Here is a 15,464-nt window from a genome sequence, read left to right on the forward strand (position 1 = left end):
ATAGGAATGGTTCAGATATTCCAGGATTCCAAGCCTCACTATCAACTACTTGACGGCCTTCGTGGGGTTGCGGCCCTTATGGTGATATGGTATCATGTAGGAGAAGGATTCGCTACAAGTCCTATTGACCAGCGTTTTAATCACGGCTATTTAGCCGTAGACTTTTTTTTCATCCTTTCAGGGTTCGTCATCGGATATGCCTATGACGACCGTTGGGGAAGAATGTCGTTGAAGGATTTCTTCCGCAGGAGGCTCATCCGTCTCCACCCGATGGTGATCATGGGCGCTGTGATAGGCGCGCTGACCTTCTGTGTGCAGGGTTGTGTGCGATGGGATGGGACATCCGTAGGTTTTTCATCCATTCTTCTCGCCTTGTTCATGGGCATGCTCCTGTTGCCGGTCTTTCCCGGAGTTGGCTGCGAAGTGAGGGGAAACGGCGAGATGTTTCCTCTCAATGGGCCGTCGTGGTCGCTCTTCTTTGAGTATATCGGGAATATCCTTTATGCTCTGATGCTTCGCCGGTTGTCGACCAGATGGCTGGCCGCCGTAGTCGGAGTCTCGGGCAGTGGGCTTCTGGCTTTTGGTGTTTTCAATCTCAGCGGGTATGGACATTTGGGCGTGGGATGGTCTCTGGGCGAGTATAACTTTCTCGGGGGTATGCTGCGCATGCTGTTTTCTTATTCCATGGGCATGTTGATGGCCCGGAATTTCAAGCCGTTGCATATCCGTGGCAGCTTCTGGATAGGCACGATACTGCTGGGCGTTCTCCTGGCTGTTCCCCATATAGGCGGCATGGAACACCCATGGATGAACGGACTCTACGATGGTTTCTGTATTCTTGTGGTCTTTCCCGGCATTCTTTATATGGTGGCATCAGAACAGAAGAAAGATAGGTATACCGTGAAGATCTGCCAGTTTTTGGGCGACATCTCATATCCGGTCTACATGGTGCACTATCCGTTCATGTACCTTTTCTATGCATGGGTGTGGGACAACCATGTTCCCTATGAGCAGGCACTTCCGGCAGCCTTCGGGGCTATCGCCGTGAGTTTGCTCGTGGCATACCTTTGCATGCGTTTCTACGACCTGCCCCTGAGCAGGTGGCTTGCCGCTCATTTTCAGAAATCGGGGGGTTGATTCTGCATGGGGAGGCGGATGGAGGAAGAGATTCTTACACGCCTTGCCGGTTTCGTCTATGGCTACACATGCGCCAAGAAAGAGAAAATTAGGGTCGTCATCGCGCTGGGCTGGCTCTCGGAAGATGCTCTATGCGCCCTTAAGAACTGTCGGAGATATCATGCGAACAAAATATAAATCATAGTAAAATGAATACAAACATTCATCTTAATTATCAGGATTTGCCCCTTTCCTACAAGTTTTGTTTCAACCGGGAATGTCCTCTTCGGGAAGATTGCACGCATCATCTTGCCGGTTTGGTTATTCCGCCAGACAGGCAATGGGGTACTGCTATATTTCCGAATGCCCTTAATGACGCTAAGTGTGATTTTTATAATCCTGCCGTGAAGGAAAAGTTGGCATATGGATTCAGACGTCTTTTCATGGATGTGAAGAGCAAGGACATTGCGCTCCTGAGGCAGAAAGTACAGGAATATCTTGGAGGAAAGACCTCGTATTATCGCTTTAACAAGGGCGTTTACAAGCTCACGGAAGAGCAGCAACAGGCAATTCTGGACATTTTCACGAGGTTTGGCTACACCGAGAACCTCTCTTTTGATGAGTATAAAGAGTGTTATAGGTTCTGAATAATGGCATTCCAGGCTTACACAGGCCGTTTGTAAGAGGTGTTTCAGCAGCTGAAACTCGGAGTTTCAACGGCTGAAACTCTGAGTTTCAATAACTGAAACTTGAAGTTTCAGCGGCTTGCACCAATCCGGGATGGCGCTGGCGTCTTTACGGGAAGATGCCGTTTAGTGAGTTGCCTTCCACCAGTTGGTCTGTGTCTTGTAGCCCACAAGATAAGTGTTGTCCGTCGGGTCGGAGATGGTAATTCCCGAGAAAGTGTTTACGGGAACGGTGTTGAAGCCGCCATTATATTTGCTCAGAGCAGTATAGATTTGCGGCGTGCAGTTGTAATAGGGCACCAGTCGGCTGATGGCGGCGGTGAATTCCGGGGGCGTGGCATCTCCGCAGAGCTTTTCGACATAATCGGCGAAATCAAAGAATGCCGTCTGGCCGTATCCATCGAGCTTCTGTAAATCGCCAAGTTTGTTGGCGTCGAAAGTGTAGTTGGTATTTATGTTTTTCATGAGAGCTGCCATGTTCTCCATCTCAGAGCACTTGATGGCCGACAAAGTCCCGTAGGGATAGGTTTGCGACATATAGTGCAGATAGAATGTCTGACAGATTTTCTCGTAGTCGGGAGTTGCCGAGGTGATGTATTTCCAGACCTCGTTGTAGGGAATGCCGTCAGCAAGAACTTCGCTGGTTGATGCTATCAGATAGTCGGCTGCGTTTCTAAGGTCGTAGGCAACCTCAACCTGAGCCAGGTAGCAATCGTCGAAACAGATGAACTGCATGTGCATGCCCGCCTGTGAAATGCCTGCGGCCAAATCAGCTATGTTCATCTGATAGCGGAGGGTAGAGCCGCCGAAAGCCCGGGTACGGTAATAGTTATCCACGCCTTTAGGAATCCATCCGTTGCCGTGAGAACCGATAATCATGTCATATTGGTGGGCTGTGGCGTTCGATTTCACATCATTCAGAATGACCGCGATGCCTTCGGGTGTCGTATAGTCGAGGTTGCCATACCGCTTGAGGGTATCCCTGACGCACCGTTCTCCCGCATATTTGATTTCTAAAAGGGCGGAGTTGGTGGGCGAGGGAGAGATGAACACCAGCACTCGGTTCTGCCCCAGGCCTTTCTGGGCGATGATGCCACTCTCCACATGGGCGATGTTGGCCAAGAAATAGGAATACAGACTTTCTCCCTTGGGAGAATCGTTGCCTGTCCACGGCATATAGAAGAAAATTGTTTTCTCTGCTATGACAGGAGCCACGGAACCGCCGTTGTCATCTCTGCATGCCGCGAATGACAAGATAGAGAGGATTGCCAATAATATCCCGAAAAAGCGATTTGTCATCTTGCTATTTCTTTTGAAGTTCTGCTATCGATAGTCTGAGGGCTGCTATTTTCTCTTCCGAATCTCCCTGTTTCTTACGCTCGCGTGCTACCACGGCCTCAGGTGCATGGGCCACGAAATTCTCATTGGCCAGCTTCTTTTTAATGCCGGCCAAGAAGCCTTCAAGGTGTTCCAATTCCTTCTGCTGTTTCTGGAGCTCAGCCTCAACATCAATCAGGTTGCCAACAGGAACCGCATATTCGTTGGTGCCTATCATAAAGGCACTGGCATCGGCGGTTTTTTCGCTGACGACTTCTATGGAATTGAGGTTTGCCATCTTGATGATGACGCTCTCGTAGGCCTCAGCGGCATTTTCACCGACAGCCTGTAGGACAAGCGGCTCTTTCGGACCGATGTTTTTCTGGTTGCGCACCATGCGAACGCCGCCTATGACCTGCTTGACACTTTCCATGTCTTGACAGAGCTTCTTGTCGGCCTCTGTGGGCGCATGAAGGGTCAGCGTGGCCCTCATGATGCTTTCGCCGCCCTTTCGGTCGTAGATGTGCTGCCAGAGTTCCTCCGTGATGAACGGCATGAACGGATGCAGCATTTTGAGCAATGTGTCGAAAAAACGCAGGGTGGCTTCATAGGTCTGGAGGTCGATGGGCTTGCCGTATTCCGGCTTGATCATCTCAAGATACCAGCTGGAGAACTCGTCCCAGAAGAGCCGATATACTGTCATCAGCGCTTCGGAAATGCGATATTGCTTAAATTGTTCATCCAAGATCTCATTGGTTTCCTTCAACTTTGCTTCAAACCAGCTGACGGCAATCTTGTTGGCTGCAGGTTGCTCGATGGCGGTCGTCTGCCATCCCTGAACAAGGCGGAAGGCATTCCAGATCTTGTTGTTGAAGTTTCGCCCTTGCTCGCACAGGCTCTCGTCAAAAAGGATATCGTTGCCGGCAGGGGCGCTCAGCATCATTCCCATGCGCACACCGTCGGCCCCGAACTTCTCGATGAGCTCGATAGGGTCGGGGGAGTTGCCCAGGCTCTTGCTCATCTTGCGCCCGAGCTTGTCGCGCACGATGCCCGTGAAGTAGACATGCTTGAACGGGAAAGTGCCTTTATACTCATATCCGGCCATAATCATGCGAGCTACCCAGAAAAAGATGATGTCCGGTCCGGTTACCAAGTCGGAGGTCGGATAATAGTATTTGATGTCCGCGTTATCCGGATGGTTGATGCCGTCGAACACAGAAATCGGCCACAACCATGAGGAGAACCATGTGTCCAGACAGTCGCTTTCCTGTTCCAGATCCTCCGCTTTCAATACGGGGTTCTGCCGTTGTGCTTCCTTCAGGGCCTCCTCCGCCGTCTCGGCCACTACGCAGGCGTTCTTTCCGTCGGCATCTTTGAAGTAGTAGGCAGGTATGCGATGCCCCCACCAGAGCTGTCGGCTGATACACCAGTCCTTGATGTTTTCCAGCCAATGGCGGTAAGTATTCTTGTATTTCTTGGGATAGAACTCGATTTCATCGTCCATGACAGGGCTCAACGCAATATCGGCAAAGTGTTGCATCTTTAGGAACCACTGGGTGGAAAGCTTGGGTTCGATGGGTACATTGGTGCGCTCGGAAAATCCCACCTTGTTGTCATAGCCCTCCACCTTTTCCATCAATTCGGCTGCCTCAAGGTCTTTGGATATCTGCTCGCGCACCTCCATGCGGTCTTCTCCCACATAAAGTCCTGCTGCCTCGCTGATAGTCCCATTGTCATTAAAGATGTCAATGGTCGCCAATCCGTGTTTCAGACCCAGCGCATGATCGTTGACATCATGAGCCGGAGTAACTTTCAGGCAGCCCGTACCGAATTCTATATCTACATAATCATCCTCGATAACGGGAATCTCACGACCGATGAGGGGCACGATGACATGCTTTCCCTTAAGCCATGTGTTCTTAATGTCCTTGGGATTGATGCACATGGCGGTGTCTCCCATGATGGTTTCAGGGCGTGTGGTAGCAACGACGGCATAATAGCCTTTTTCGTCTTTGTGCATGATGTTGCTCTCGTCCGCCTGCGTACAGTCGTCCTCTACAACGCGATATTTCAGATAGAACAGCTTGGAATGCTCCTCTTTATAGATCACCTCTTCGTCCGAGAGTGCGGTCTGAGCCATAGGATCCCAGTTTACCATTCGCACGCCACGATAGATATAGCCCTTGTTATATAAGTCGCAGAATACCTTGATGACGCTCTTGCTACGAGTTTCATCCATGGTAAACGCCGTGCGATCCCAGTCGCAGCTCGCGCCGAGCTTACGCAACTGCTTCAAGATAATGCCTCCGTGTTCATGGGTCCAGTCCCATGCGTGTTTGAGAAACTCATCGCGTGTAAGGTCTGTTTTCCTGATTCCCTGCTCCGCAAGTTTATTCACGACCTTTGCCTCGGTAGCAATGGAGGCATGGTCGGTGCCTGGAACCCAGCACGCATTCTTGCCCTCCATTCGGGCACGACGAACAAGAATGTCCTGAATGGTATTGTTGAGCATATGTCCCATGTGCAGAACACCGGTTACATTAGGGGGCGGAATAACCACCGTGTATGGCTCACGGCCATCGGGCTTGCTACTGAAAAGCCTATTGTCAAGCCAATATTGATACCATTTTGACTCTACCTCTTTAGGATCATATTTACTCGCTAATTCCATATATGTAAAAATCTGTTATCTTCCTCGTTGAGTTTCTATTTTATAAAAAACAGTGCAAAGTTACTAATTTTTCGTGGGAAATGATTATTTTTGCAATAAATAAAATGTGGTTATGCACACAAGAGAGGAAAAACTGGCAGCTTTCGGCCGCCTGCTTGATGTCCAGCATCGGTTGCGTAAGGAATGTCCTTGGGATAGAAAGCAGACTTTCGAGAGTCTTCGGCCAAACACGATAGAAGAGGTTTTTGAATTGGCAGACGCCCTGATAAAACATGATTTACAGGATGTGATGAAGGAGCTGGGGGATGTGATGGAGCATGTGATGTTCTATTCTATCCTCGGAGACGAAGAGGAAGAGTTCGACATAGCCGATGTCTGCGATCATGAAGCCCGGAAGCTCATGTTTCGCCATCCGTTTATAGACTGGACGGGATGGCCCAACGCCCCAGAGGCGGATGTGCAAGAGAGGCCTGACGACGCGGCTGGCGTTGAGGCTACATGGGAGCAAATCAAGCAGAAGGAGAAGGACGGGAACAGAACCGTTCTTTCCGGTGTCCCTGAATCTCTTCCTTCTCTGATAAAGGCTTATCGCATACAAGATAAAGCCCGTAATGTGGGTTTTGACTGGGAGAAGAAAGAAGATGTATGGGATAAGGTGAGGGAAGAACTTGCAGAACTGGAAGCTGAACTTAAAAAGGAAGATAAGGAAAAATCTACAAAAGAGTTGGGAGACTTTATCTTCAGCGTCATTAATGCCGCGAGGTTATATCATCTGAATCCGGATAATGCGCTGGAGCATACGAATCAGAAATTCATCCGTCGTTTCAACTATGTCGAAAAGAAATCGAAAGATATGGGTAAAGCATTGAAAGATATAACATTAGGCGACATGGATGAACTTTGGAATGAAGCAAAACAAATGGAAAAGAAATAGATATTAATTATGAGGAAGGTCGGATATATAGTTGTCTTTATGACAGTCGTGGTGCTATTTGCAAGTTGTTTTGGTAACAAGACTAATAATCAGGCAACGGAAACGGACAGTATCGCCATGGAAGAAGATGCTTTTCCGGATAGTACAGTCTATGGCGTATGTGGTGAGGGCACATCCATGCATTCTCTGGAGTTGCTTACCGATGGTGGTGATACCCTTACTTACGAGGTACTGGATGAAGGTCCGGAGGAAAGCCTCGTGGTCGGCGGTCTGCTTGCCGGCGACCGTCTTGCCGTTGTCGGGTATGTAAATGAAGAGAAGGAACACATTGCCAGCAAGGTGATTAATCTTACAACCTTACAGGGAAAGTGGATGAGCATAGACAAAAACTTTGAAATTCAGGAGGGAGGAATCGTTAAATCCAACATTAAGGCAGAGACGAATCCATGGGTCTCTTGGAAGATTTATAATGGTCAATTGTTGCTGAATAAAGATACTTTCCAAATAGACGGACTGGGTGCCGATAGTCTTTATTTGGAAAATAAGCAGGGAATCTTCACATTCAAGCGACAAAAATAAAATGCCCGGACTTTGATAATGGAACCGTTTAAGGTACATATTCTCGGCTGCGGAAGCGCTTTGCCGACTTTAAAACATTTCTCATCCTCGCAGGTTGTGGAACTTCGGAATAAGCTCTTTATGGTGGATTGCGGAGAGGGAACTCAAATCCAGCTGCGCAAAACGCGACTCCGTTTTACTAAAGTCAGCTGTGTGTTTATTTCTCATCTCCATGGCGATCACTGCTTCGGGCTGATAGGTTTGATTTCTACATTTGGCATGTTGGGGCGTGCAACCCCTCTCCATGTCTATGCTCCCAAGGAGTTAGAACCGATGTTGCATGCTCAGATGGAAATGTTTTGTCATGGTCTTGAATTCGAGGTGGTATTCCATGCTGTTGATACGACAAAGAATCAGGTGATTTACGATGATAAAAGTCTTACCGTAGAGACAATCCCTCTTCTGCACCGGGTGCCGTGTTGCGGGTTCCTTTTCCGTGAAAAGCCGGGCCGTAGGCATATCCTCCGCGATATGATAGACTGCTATGAGATTCCCGTTAGTCAGATAGATAATATAAAAAACGGGATGGATTGGACAGCTCCTGATGGCCGGATTATACCCAATAGCCGGCTGACGGCTGACCCGAACCCGTCCCGCAGTTATGCCTATTGTAGTGATACGCGCTATATCCCGTCGTTACATAAATTGGTAGAAGGCGTTAACTTGCTCTATCACGAGAGCACCTATGGCAAGGCTTGCGCAGAGAGGGCCAGGCTTTATTATCATAGTACTGCTGAACAAGCGGCAATGGTAGCTCGGGATGCTCATGTCGGACAGTTGCTTTTAGGGCATTTTAGTGCAAGATACAATGATGAAGACCAGATCCTAAATGAGGCTAAGGCATTGTTCCCCGATACTTATTTGGCTTGTGAAGGAAAGGATTTCAGTGTTAAATAAACCTAAAAACGCAATAAAACGCATATGTGGAGGAGCCACTTTTGGAATTATTCTTTATTTTTGCAATACTAATATTGTACGCGTATGGCAAAATATATACTTTCTATTCTTTTCTCCGTGATACTCTTAATGGGGCATCCTACAGAAATATATGCAAGCCCAGCCATCGAAATAGTTGATAATGATTTCAATACGATCACGATCACCTTGGCCGGTTCAGTGTTGAAAGTCAGTGGCGCCAATGGTCAGATGCTTCAGGTTTATAATGTCGCAGGAGTCAAGGTGATGAGTGTAAAGGTCGATGGCGACGAGAGGAATTATGACTTGAGTCTGCCCAAGGGCTGTTATATCGTGAAAGTAGGTAAGGTGGTTCGTAAGGTATCTATCCGTTAATACCTTGAAATTATCGAAGTTCTTTTTATCTATGGTCGCCGTGGCGGTTGTTTTTGTCTCATGCCGCCATCATGTCAACCATCCTTATCAGAACCTTACGCTTGACGGTTATTCCGATATGATGGTATCGGAATATAAAATAAATTCGACAAAGATTCAAGAGGAAATTAACCGTCAGATTCATTCAGATGAGGATAGTCTTACTGCCGACTTCAGGGCTCGAAGCTATTATCTTCGCAAGAAGCCCTGGTTGTGGATTAATCGTATGGGTGTAGATGACAGGGCTGACACTTTGCTTTTCTTTCTCGATAGGATAGATGAATTGGGATTCTCCAAGTCAAAGTTCAAGGTTCAGAGGATAATGGGCGACTTGCGGCGGTTTCGCAATCTGGATTTTGATACATTAGATAACAAGATTGATAAAGTTTTGGGTCGTTTGGAATACAATCTGACGAAGGCATATCTTCGTTATGCTACAGGGCAGAGATTTGGCTTCATCAATCCTAAGTATGTTTTCAACAAGTTGGATGTGCATGACAGTGATAGTGTCAAAGTTTCTTATCGTGCCCTGTTTGCCATTCCCATGCAACATCCGAAGACTTCTTTCTTTGACGATGCTCTCAGAAAGGTCTATAATGACAGTATCTCTGAGTTCCTGCATGCAATTCAGCCCCAGAGTTCATTGTATAATAGACTTCTTGCAAGGCTCAATAGTGCGGCGACCAAGGTAGCAGAAAAGCCAAAGATCATGGTAAACATGGAGCGTTGCAGATGGCGGCTGAACGAATATCCGCAGCAATATACCAAGTATGTCTTGGTGAATGTGCCCTCGTTCAGGCTCAAGGCTGTAGATGGAAATTCCGTTTTGGAGATGAGGATTGGCTGTGGTACTCTGGAAACGAAGACACCCTTATTGACCAGTCGCATTAAACGGATGGATATCAATCCGCAGTGGATCATTCCGAGGAGCATCATTGAAAAAAGTATTATCAACCATGCCGGCGACAGTAGTTATTTCTCCCGCCATCGTTATTTTGTCAGGGACAGGCGGACAGGCAAGGCTGTCTCGCTGAACAGGATATCGCGGGCCGTCCTGGAGGACCGTAATTTTCTGGTTATTCAAGAGGGGGGAGACGGCAATTCGTTGGGCCGAATCATTTTTCGCTTTGATAACAGCTTCTCCATATATCTTCATGACACATCCTCCAAAGGAATGTTTTCGCGTGAAGACAGAGGGGTCTCGCATGGCTGTGTTCGTGTAGAGCGGCCGTTCGAGTTAGCAGTCTTCCTTCTCGGCGACAAGGATGAAAAAACGATCGGCCGTATCCATTATTCGATGCATGCAGATGTTAGCAGTTTAGGCATGAACGGGAGAAAGGATATAAACAAGCCCGATACCTTGGACAAGCGCAAAGTCATAGGAACGGTTCCAGTAGAACCCGAGGTTCCTGTTTTCATTACATACTACACGCTTTACCCGAATGAGAAAGGAGAAATAGAGGAATTCAGCGATGTATATGGCTACGACAAAGTGATTTATCGATATTTTGCGAATTATAGATGAATGCGAGCGACGACCAGCTAATGCTACTGCTGAAAGATCCTGCGACTTTGCGTCAGGGATTTGAGATGCTGGTACGCCAATACAGCGAACCTCTGTATTGGAAGATCCGTCATTTCGTGCTTATCCATGAGGACGCGAATGATGTTCTTCAGAACACTTTTATCAAGGCGTGGGTTAATTTGGATGGATTCAAGGGGGACGCAAAGATTTCCACTTGGCTTTATCGAATAGCTATCAACGAGTCTTTGGGGTTTCTGAGGAAGCAAAAGACCTCTAATAAAATCAGTACTGATGGCGGTCAAGGAGTTGCTGACCGCCTGATGGCGGATGAGTATTTCGACGGAGACGAGACGCTGGCACAATTGCAGGAGGCCATAGCCCGTCTTCCTGATGTACAGCGCACGGTCTTCAATTTGAGGTATTATGAGGAAATGAAGTATTCCGAGATAAGCAAGATTCTCAATACTTCGGAAGGCTCGCTGAAGGCAAGTTACCATATAGCAGTACAGAAGATTTCCGAATATTTTAAGCATAAGAATTAAACCTTCTTAGTCCGATAGCGTCAAATAGATAAAATAAAACAAATGAACATAGACAAGGATGAACAGATCTTGAGGCAAAACTTTGGCAACAAGGCACCTTTCCGGGTGCCGGAAGGCTATTTTGAGGAATTTGCCGAACAACTGATGGCCCAGTTGCCGGCGCGGGAAACCAGAGTAGTTCCCATGCGCCCATGGTGGTGTCGCCATCGGGCATCGATGCTTGCCGCGGCCTGTATCTGTGCCGCAGTCTTCAGCGTGGGCGTTTATCTTGGGTCTTTGGAGTCCCGACAGGCATCACTTGCCAGTGCTCCCGTTGAGAATGTTGATAACACGATGGATGAAATAGCCGATTATGTCATGATGGACAATGAGGCGATCTATGCATCTCTTACAGATAATTAATAATATATTAGGATATAGGAAGTTGAAGAAAGTTGTAACAATATTCATGCTTTGGGTGTTCACGCTGAGTCTAAGTGCACAGCAGGAAGGTAGACACCGTTTTGATCCGAAGAAGTTTGAGGTCGAGATGGAGCAGTATATTACCCGGCAGGCCGCCCTTACTCCTGTTGAGGCAAGCAAGTTTTTCCCTCTTTATAGGGAGATGCAGAAGAAGCAAAGGGCGTGTTTCCACGAGATGAAACGGTGCCGCCATGTCGACGCGAACGATATAGAAGCTTGCGGTAAGGCCGTGAGACGCATGGATGAGATTGACATTCAGATAAAAATGATTCAGCAGGAGTATCATCTTAAATTCATGAATGTGATCCCGGCAAACAAGGTCCTTGAGGTTATCAAGGCAGAGAACAGATTTCATCGTCAGGCCTTTAAGAAGGCAGCCGGTCGCCCAGCCCCTTCACAGGAGAATTGATCTGGATCCTGAAAGGCTGTCGGAGTCAATGCTCCTAACAGCCTTTTTTCCCTATTCTCAGGGATTTTTTGCTTTCCTAAAACCGATTTTCTTATCCGTCAAGGTCTGTTTGTTCTCGGCATGAGACTTGAGTATGGTGTCAGGACTGATGTCTTTTACTTCTTTTCCTCTTAGCGTATCTCTTTTTGCGGAAGGTTTTATCTTGATACGATCTACCCTCATGCAGGATATTGGAATTGCTGTTGCTGATATCGGGGATTTCTGGCCGACAAGGATTTGGGGAGAGTGGTCTATTTTAGGGTTCTCTGCCGCCGGCTTTGGCTTCGGAAGGTGCTCCTTGATTCCGGCCAGCATGTTCCTTATCTGCGCAATTCGTGGTGTCTGGTCTTTATCCTTGTACTTGAGATAGAGAGACAGGGCCTCATTGAAACAATCGTATGCCTGCTGCCAGTCGTTCCGGAACATGTGGCAGAATCCCAGCCTGTAAAGCGCGTCGGGCTTCTCGTTCTCATGGCAGACTTCCAGCATATTGCCATATAAGGGTGCGGCCGCGGCGAATTGCTTCATGTTGAAGTGGCTTTCGGCACAAGTCCAGTAGTAGATGGAGCGCTCATGGGGGGCGAAGTTCCTGAGTTCGGGAATCAGCGTGTCAAGCAGCCTGTAAGCCTTTTCGTAGTCCCATTCATAGTAATAGCATACTCCCAGATAGGCTCTGAAGCGAGGGTTCAGGCGATGCTGATGATCGAGCTTTTCAAGGAGCAGCATGCATTCATGATACTTCTCTGTCTGAAAGTATTCAAGTGCCCTTCCCAGTTTCTCGCTGTCTGATGTCTGGGCTTGAAGCTTTCCAAGTGCGGCACATAGAATGATAGCTATGAGCAGAGCCTTCCTCAATACCTATTTCGTGTAGAAGTCGATGAGCCTTTGGATGGCTTGGCGGCAGGCCGGACAGAACTCCGGATGCTGATTTGTGCGCATCCTGCAATCGGGATAGGCTCTATAGACACCTTTCAGGGAATATCCGGCACCCTCATAGAGTCCCACTTTCTTGTCTTTCTTGCCGATCAGGTTCTCCCATTTGTTGATAAAGTTTACCTTCGTGGTCAGATTTGGCTCCCAGGGTTCGATATCCGTCGGATACATGGGAATCCGCTCGTTCTCATAGGCATACTCGTCGCCGAGTCCGGCAAAGCTGTGCCCGAACTCATGCACGACAACCGGGCGGTAGGCCGGATGATGTGTCATGGAGAGGTTGTAGCTGTTCAGGATTCCGCCGCCGCCATAGTTTTCCGTGTTCACGAGCACGATAATATGTTCGTATGGGGTGCCTGCGAGCCAGTCGTGCATATCTTTCAGGTGCAGCGTCGTGAGGTATCTTTCGCTATAGAAAGTGTCGAAGTGGGAATGGAGGGCGGTGTTCTTCCAGATACCTTTCGACGGTTCGCTCGTTCCGCTATCCTTTGAGGGGGCTTCGACGGCGATGATATGAAACTTTTCCCGATTGCTTTTGAAAGGCTCATGATGGAAGAGGGCCTCGATTGCGATGTTCGCGTCCTGTATAAAGGTTTGCATTTCATCCTTTTGGTAGCCCTCCGCAAGGAATGCAATGTGGATGCAACGAGTGGTATCCTTGGCCTGTTGGAGCGTTACATAAGGAGTTACCTCCCGCTCGCCGATATGGCGGATCAGGATGTCGGTGGGTACGACCTGGTGGGTGAGTGAGGCCATAACCTCACGGCGGTTGTCCCTCAGGTCGAGCGTAATGTCAATGGTATCTTTCGGAAACGGTACGAGAAACACATTCTCAAACGATTTTCGGATGCCGGAGGCTGCTTCCGGATAGGAGAGCCATTCCTGGAAAAGGGTAGAGAAGGAGTTGCGGTAAATCACTTTCTGCGTCTTATGGTCGCGCACGGTTATCTGCCCGTTACCCTCAACGGGAAGCCCGGCAAGGTTCTTCGTCTTGCCGTACCATCGCGGCGACACATTGAGCTGGTCAACCGAGATGCTCTGCTCCTGGTTGTTTCCCGCGAAGTTATAGTCGATTCGCAGGGTCTTATCCACGAAGTAGTCCTCGAATCTCTGCGCATTTGCCGCCCCGCATGCCAGGCAGAGTAGCATTAAAATCATTTTTTTCATAGCCTATACCTTATTATATTGAATAGTCAGCGAACTCTAAGTTGGTCTCCCACCTTAATCTCATAGTCTTCCGGGAGCTTGTTCATCTTGTAGAGACTGCTCAGGCGGATACCGTATTTCTGGGCAATGAGATACATGCTCTCTCCTGGTTGCACGATGTGGGGATGATTTTTGAATTCTTTCAGTGCCTTCTTCTGCTTCTTTTTCAGATAGACAATTTCTCCCTTGTGGAGCACATCCTTGTGATTGCGCTCATTATATTTGGCTATCGAGCGATAGCTGATACCTATTTCTTTCCCTATGTCCTTAAAGGTGTCGCCTTCGCGGGCATAGATATAGTAGTTTTGGTTATAGAGATAGATGGGGTGCAGGCCCAGAGCCTTGGAGAGAGGGCTGTCTTCCGTGCGCTTTGCCATGAACTTATCGTAGCTTCTGGCATAGTCGTATTCATGCAGGCGGTAGAGTTCAATGAGCTGGATCAGTTTGCTCGCATACTGTGGATTGGTAGCATAGCCACACTCCTTGAGGCCTTGCGCCCATCCCCGATAGTCTGTCCTCTTCAGCGAGAAGAGGCGGCGATAGCGGAGGTTGTTGGCAAGAAATTTACTATGGTCTGTGTAGCTCTCCTTCGCATTATTGTAGACGCGGAAGCATTCGCCCCTTGCGTCGTCGTCATGATACATCGCCGCCCCTGTCCAGTCATGGCATTTGATGCCAAAGTGGTTGTTGCCTCTGACTGCCAAATCACTCTTCCCGGCACCGCTCTCGAAGACACCCTGCGCAAGGGTGATGCTTGCCGGTATGCCATATTTCAGCATTTCCTCGATGGCGAGGTCTTTATATTGGTCGATATAGGTCTGGTAGGCCTGGTTCCATTTCATCTGGGCGTGAATCTGGAGGCACACGCAGGCAGCCAGGAAGGCGATGGTTAGTTTTTTCTTCATGAATTGAACTTCTTGTCGCAAAATTACTTAATAATGTTGAAAAGCGATTGTTAACCCGATTACTTTTAACTCATAATAACAATCAATATGGATGCCCGATCATTTATGCGCCGTTGCCGGTCAACTTATATTGCCCGCTACCATTGGTATGTGGCAGGCATTAATTTGGCTTACAAGGTCATCGATGCTTTCCGCATGCAGGGTCTTGCCATGGGGAGGGCCGGGAATACCACAATCATCAGCCATGCATACACCAAAAGAAATCCATGAAGAGAGAATGTTATACATGCGCCAAGCATGCCTACGCCCACAAGGACATTTCTCCGGGACGACCTCGGAGTCCTTCCATTGGCTATTTCATCATGGGGCGGCATGGGCCCTTTCGTGGAAATGCTGCCGTTTATGTTATGACCATTCATTACATTGATGAGCTGTTTTCGGTGGTGCAAATGTAGTGAAAAAGTTCGTAAAAGCCTATTGTTTGCCCAAGATTTAAGGGTATACACCCATTTTGCGTGAATCTTTTGTATATCCAGGAGTCAATTCCGTATCGCCATTCTTTTTTGCTTCGAGCATGTATTGCTGGGACGGAGACAGATTCCGGCAGTGTGGGGAGCCTCCAGGAGTCTGACGAAATCGGCGATTTCGTCGCTCAATTTCGGCGATTTCGTCGGACAATTTCGCCGATTTTGTCGCGCTCTTTGCCGTCGGAAGGAAAGTTGAATGAAATCTAAGATATGGCTTTTCTCCGATTCATGCGGGGCGGGAAGCC

At 48.1% G+C, this 15,464-nt stretch carries 18 protein-coding genes; 13 read left to right on the forward strand and 5 right to left on the reverse strand.

Features of this window, described 5'->3' with window-relative positions; translation table 11 throughout:
• Window positions 1-6: 6 nt before the first annotated feature.
• Genes C7120_RS09605 through C7120_RS09610 form a run of 3 tightly spaced genes read left to right on the forward strand, consistent with a single transcriptional unit; the run spans window position 7 to window position 1,763 of the window.
• Window positions 7-1,137: an acyltransferase gene (locus tag C7120_RS09605; RefSeq protein WP_107621484.1), complete on the forward strand. Its 1,131-nt coding sequence runs from the start codon at window positions 7-9 to the stop codon at window positions 1,135-1,137.
• Window positions 1,138-1,155: 18 nt separating this feature from the next.
• On the forward strand, window positions 1,156-1,314 hold the full coding sequence (locus tag C7120_RS13970) for a hypothetical protein (protein WP_158267369.1): 159 nt from the start codon (window positions 1,156-1,158) through the stop codon (window positions 1,312-1,314).
• 11 nt (window positions 1,315-1,325) lie between these two features.
• Window positions 1,326-1,763, forward strand: coding sequence for a DUF6078 family protein (locus C7120_RS09610; RefSeq protein ID WP_107621485.1), 438 nt, complete (start codon window positions 1,326-1,328; stop codon window positions 1,761-1,763).
• A 165-nt stretch (window positions 1,764-1,928) separates the two neighbouring features.
• On the opposite strand, the gene C7120_RS09615 is transcribed toward C7120_RS09610, so the two are convergent.
• Together C7120_RS09615 and C7120_RS09620 are read right to left on the reverse strand one after the other, a co-directional pair.
• Complete coding sequence (locus C7120_RS09615) at window positions 1,929-3,101, reverse strand: clostripain-related cysteine peptidase (protein WP_107621486.1); 1,173 nt, start codon at window positions 3,099-3,101, stop codon at window positions 1,929-1,931.
• A 4-nt stretch (window positions 3,102-3,105) separates the two neighbouring features.
• Window positions 3,106-5,790: a valine--tRNA ligase gene (locus C7120_RS09620; protein WP_107621487.1), complete on the reverse strand. Its 2,685-nt coding sequence runs from the start codon at window positions 5,788-5,790 to the stop codon at window positions 3,106-3,108.
• 112 nt (window positions 5,791-5,902) lie between these two features.
• Between C7120_RS09620 and mazG the strand changes: the two genes are divergently transcribed.
• The 8 genes from mazG to C7120_RS09660 all read left to right on the forward strand — a co-directional run bounded on the left by mazG (window position 5,903) and on the right by C7120_RS09660 (window position 11,609).
• Window positions 5,903-6,724 carry a nucleoside triphosphate pyrophosphohydrolase gene (gene mazG, locus C7120_RS09625; RefSeq protein WP_107621488.1) on the forward strand — a complete coding sequence of 274 codons (822 nt, stop codon included), beginning with the start codon at window positions 5,903-5,905 and terminating at the stop codon, window positions 6,722-6,724.
• A gap of 9 nt (window positions 6,725-6,733) precedes the next feature.
• Window positions 6,734-7,303: a hypothetical protein gene (locus C7120_RS09630; protein WP_107621489.1), complete on the forward strand. Its 570-nt coding sequence runs from the start codon at window positions 6,734-6,736 to the stop codon at window positions 7,301-7,303.
• 18 nt (window positions 7,304-7,321) lie between these two features.
• Window positions 7,322-8,239 (forward strand): ribonuclease Z, encoded by a 918-nt coding sequence (locus C7120_RS09635; RefSeq protein ID WP_107621490.1) that lies wholly within the window; start codon window positions 7,322-7,324, stop codon window positions 8,237-8,239.
• An 84-nt stretch (window positions 8,240-8,323) separates the two neighbouring features.
• The gene (locus C7120_RS09640) at window positions 8,324-8,632 is read left to right on the forward strand and encodes a T9SS type A sorting domain-containing protein (RefSeq protein WP_107621491.1); all 309 of its coding nucleotides are present in this window, start codon (window positions 8,324-8,326) and stop codon (window positions 8,630-8,632) included.
• A 4-nt stretch (window positions 8,633-8,636) separates the two neighbouring features.
• Window positions 8,637-10,196: a L,D-transpeptidase family protein gene (locus C7120_RS09645; RefSeq protein WP_369916868.1), complete on the forward strand. Its 1,560-nt coding sequence runs from the start codon at window positions 8,637-8,639 to the stop codon at window positions 10,194-10,196.
• A complete protein-coding gene (locus C7120_RS09650) occupies window positions 10,193-10,738 on the forward strand; it encodes an RNA polymerase sigma factor (protein ID WP_107621493.1) in 546 nt (181 codons plus the stop codon). Before C7120_RS09645 ends, C7120_RS09650 begins: the two co-directional genes overlap by 4 nt.
• A gap of 42 nt (window positions 10,739-10,780) precedes the next feature.
• Window positions 10,781-11,140 carry a hypothetical protein gene (locus C7120_RS09655; protein WP_107621494.1) on the forward strand — a complete coding sequence of 120 codons (360 nt, stop codon included), beginning with the start codon at window positions 10,781-10,783 and terminating at the stop codon, window positions 11,138-11,140.
• 22 nt (window positions 11,141-11,162) lie between these two features.
• Window positions 11,163-11,609, forward strand: a complete 447-nt coding sequence (locus C7120_RS09660) for a hypothetical protein (RefSeq protein WP_233247084.1) — start codon at window positions 11,163-11,165, stop codon at window positions 11,607-11,609.
• A gap of 57 nt (window positions 11,610-11,666) precedes the next feature.
• Here C7120_RS09660 and C7120_RS09665 read toward each other — a convergent pair whose 3' ends face one another.
• The 3 genes from C7120_RS09665 to C7120_RS09675 are packed head-to-tail and all read right to left on the reverse strand — an operon-like array spanning window position 11,667 to window position 14,692.
• Entirely contained in the window at window positions 11,667-12,503 is an 837-nt protein-coding gene (locus C7120_RS09665; RefSeq protein WP_107621495.1) for a tetratricopeptide repeat protein, read from the reverse strand.
• 3 nt (window positions 12,504-12,506) lie between these two features.
• On the reverse strand, window positions 12,507-13,748 hold the full coding sequence (locus C7120_RS09670) for a M64 family metallopeptidase (RefSeq protein ID WP_107621496.1): 1,242 nt from the start codon (window positions 13,746-13,748) through the stop codon (window positions 12,507-12,509).
• Window positions 13,749-13,774: 26 nt separating this feature from the next.
• The gene (locus tag C7120_RS09675) at window positions 13,775-14,692 is read right to left on the reverse strand and encodes a glucosaminidase domain-containing protein (protein WP_107621497.1); all 918 of its coding nucleotides are present in this window, start codon (window positions 14,690-14,692) and stop codon (window positions 13,775-13,777) included.
• Window positions 14,693-14,779: 87 nt separating this feature from the next.
• Here C7120_RS09675 and C7120_RS09680 point away from each other — a divergent pair, with 87 nt between their 5' ends.
• A complete protein-coding gene (locus tag C7120_RS09680) occupies window positions 14,780-14,962 on the forward strand; it encodes a hypothetical protein (protein ID WP_107621498.1) in 183 nt (60 codons plus the stop codon).
• Complete coding sequence (locus tag C7120_RS09685) at window positions 14,959-15,147, forward strand: hypothetical protein (RefSeq protein WP_107621499.1); 189 nt, start codon at window positions 14,959-14,961, stop codon at window positions 15,145-15,147. Before C7120_RS09680 ends, C7120_RS09685 begins: the two co-directional genes overlap by 4 nt.
• Window positions 15,148-15,464: the final 317 nt, after the last annotated feature.

Origin of the sequence: Prevotella sp. oral taxon 376 (genome assembly GCF_003043945.1) — a bacterium.
Classification (GTDB): domain Bacteria; phylum Bacteroidota; class Bacteroidia; order Bacteroidales; family Bacteroidaceae; genus Prevotella.

Coding starts and splice junctions, on each gene's coding strand:
- C7120_RS09605 (WP_107621484.1), top strand. CDS start 7: ATGGTTCAGATATTCCAGGATTCCAAGCCTCACTATCAACTACTTGAC.
- C7120_RS13970 (WP_158267369.1), top strand. CDS start 1,156: ATGGAGGAAGAGATTCTTACACGCCTTGCCGGTTTCGTCTATGGCTAC.
- C7120_RS09610 (WP_107621485.1), top strand. CDS start 1,326: ATGAATACAAACATTCATCTTAATTATCAGGATTTGCCCCTTTCCTAC.
- C7120_RS09615 (WP_107621486.1), bottom strand. CDS start 3,101: ATGACAAATCGCTTTTTCGGGATATTATTGGCAATCCTCTCTATCTTG.
- C7120_RS09620 (WP_107621487.1), bottom strand. CDS start 5,790: ATGGAATTAGCGAGTAAATATGATCCTAAAGAGGTAGAGTCAAAATGG.
- mazG (WP_107621488.1), top strand. CDS start 5,903: ATGCACACAAGAGAGGAAAAACTGGCAGCTTTCGGCCGCCTGCTTGAT.
- C7120_RS09630 (WP_107621489.1), top strand. CDS start 6,734: ATGAGGAAGGTCGGATATATAGTTGTCTTTATGACAGTCGTGGTGCTA.
- C7120_RS09635 (WP_107621490.1), top strand. CDS start 7,322: ATGGAACCGTTTAAGGTACATATTCTCGGCTGCGGAAGCGCTTTGCCG.
- C7120_RS09640 (WP_107621491.1), top strand. CDS start 8,324: ATGGCAAAATATATACTTTCTATTCTTTTCTCCGTGATACTCTTAATG.
- C7120_RS09650 (WP_107621493.1), top strand. CDS start 10,193: ATGAATGCGAGCGACGACCAGCTAATGCTACTGCTGAAAGATCCTGCG.
- C7120_RS09655 (WP_107621494.1), top strand. CDS start 10,781: ATGAACATAGACAAGGATGAACAGATCTTGAGGCAAAACTTTGGCAAC.
- C7120_RS09670 (WP_107621496.1), bottom strand. CDS start 13,748: ATGAAAAAAATGATTTTAATGCTACTCTGCCTGGCATGCGGGGCGGCA.
- C7120_RS09675 (WP_107621497.1), bottom strand. CDS start 14,692: ATGAAGAAAAAACTAACCATCGCCTTCCTGGCTGCCTGCGTGTGCCTC.
- C7120_RS09680 (WP_107621498.1), top strand. CDS start 14,780: ATGGATGCCCGATCATTTATGCGCCGTTGCCGGTCAACTTATATTGCC.
- C7120_RS09685 (WP_107621499.1), top strand. CDS start 14,959: ATGAAGAGAGAATGTTATACATGCGCCAAGCATGCCTACGCCCACAAG.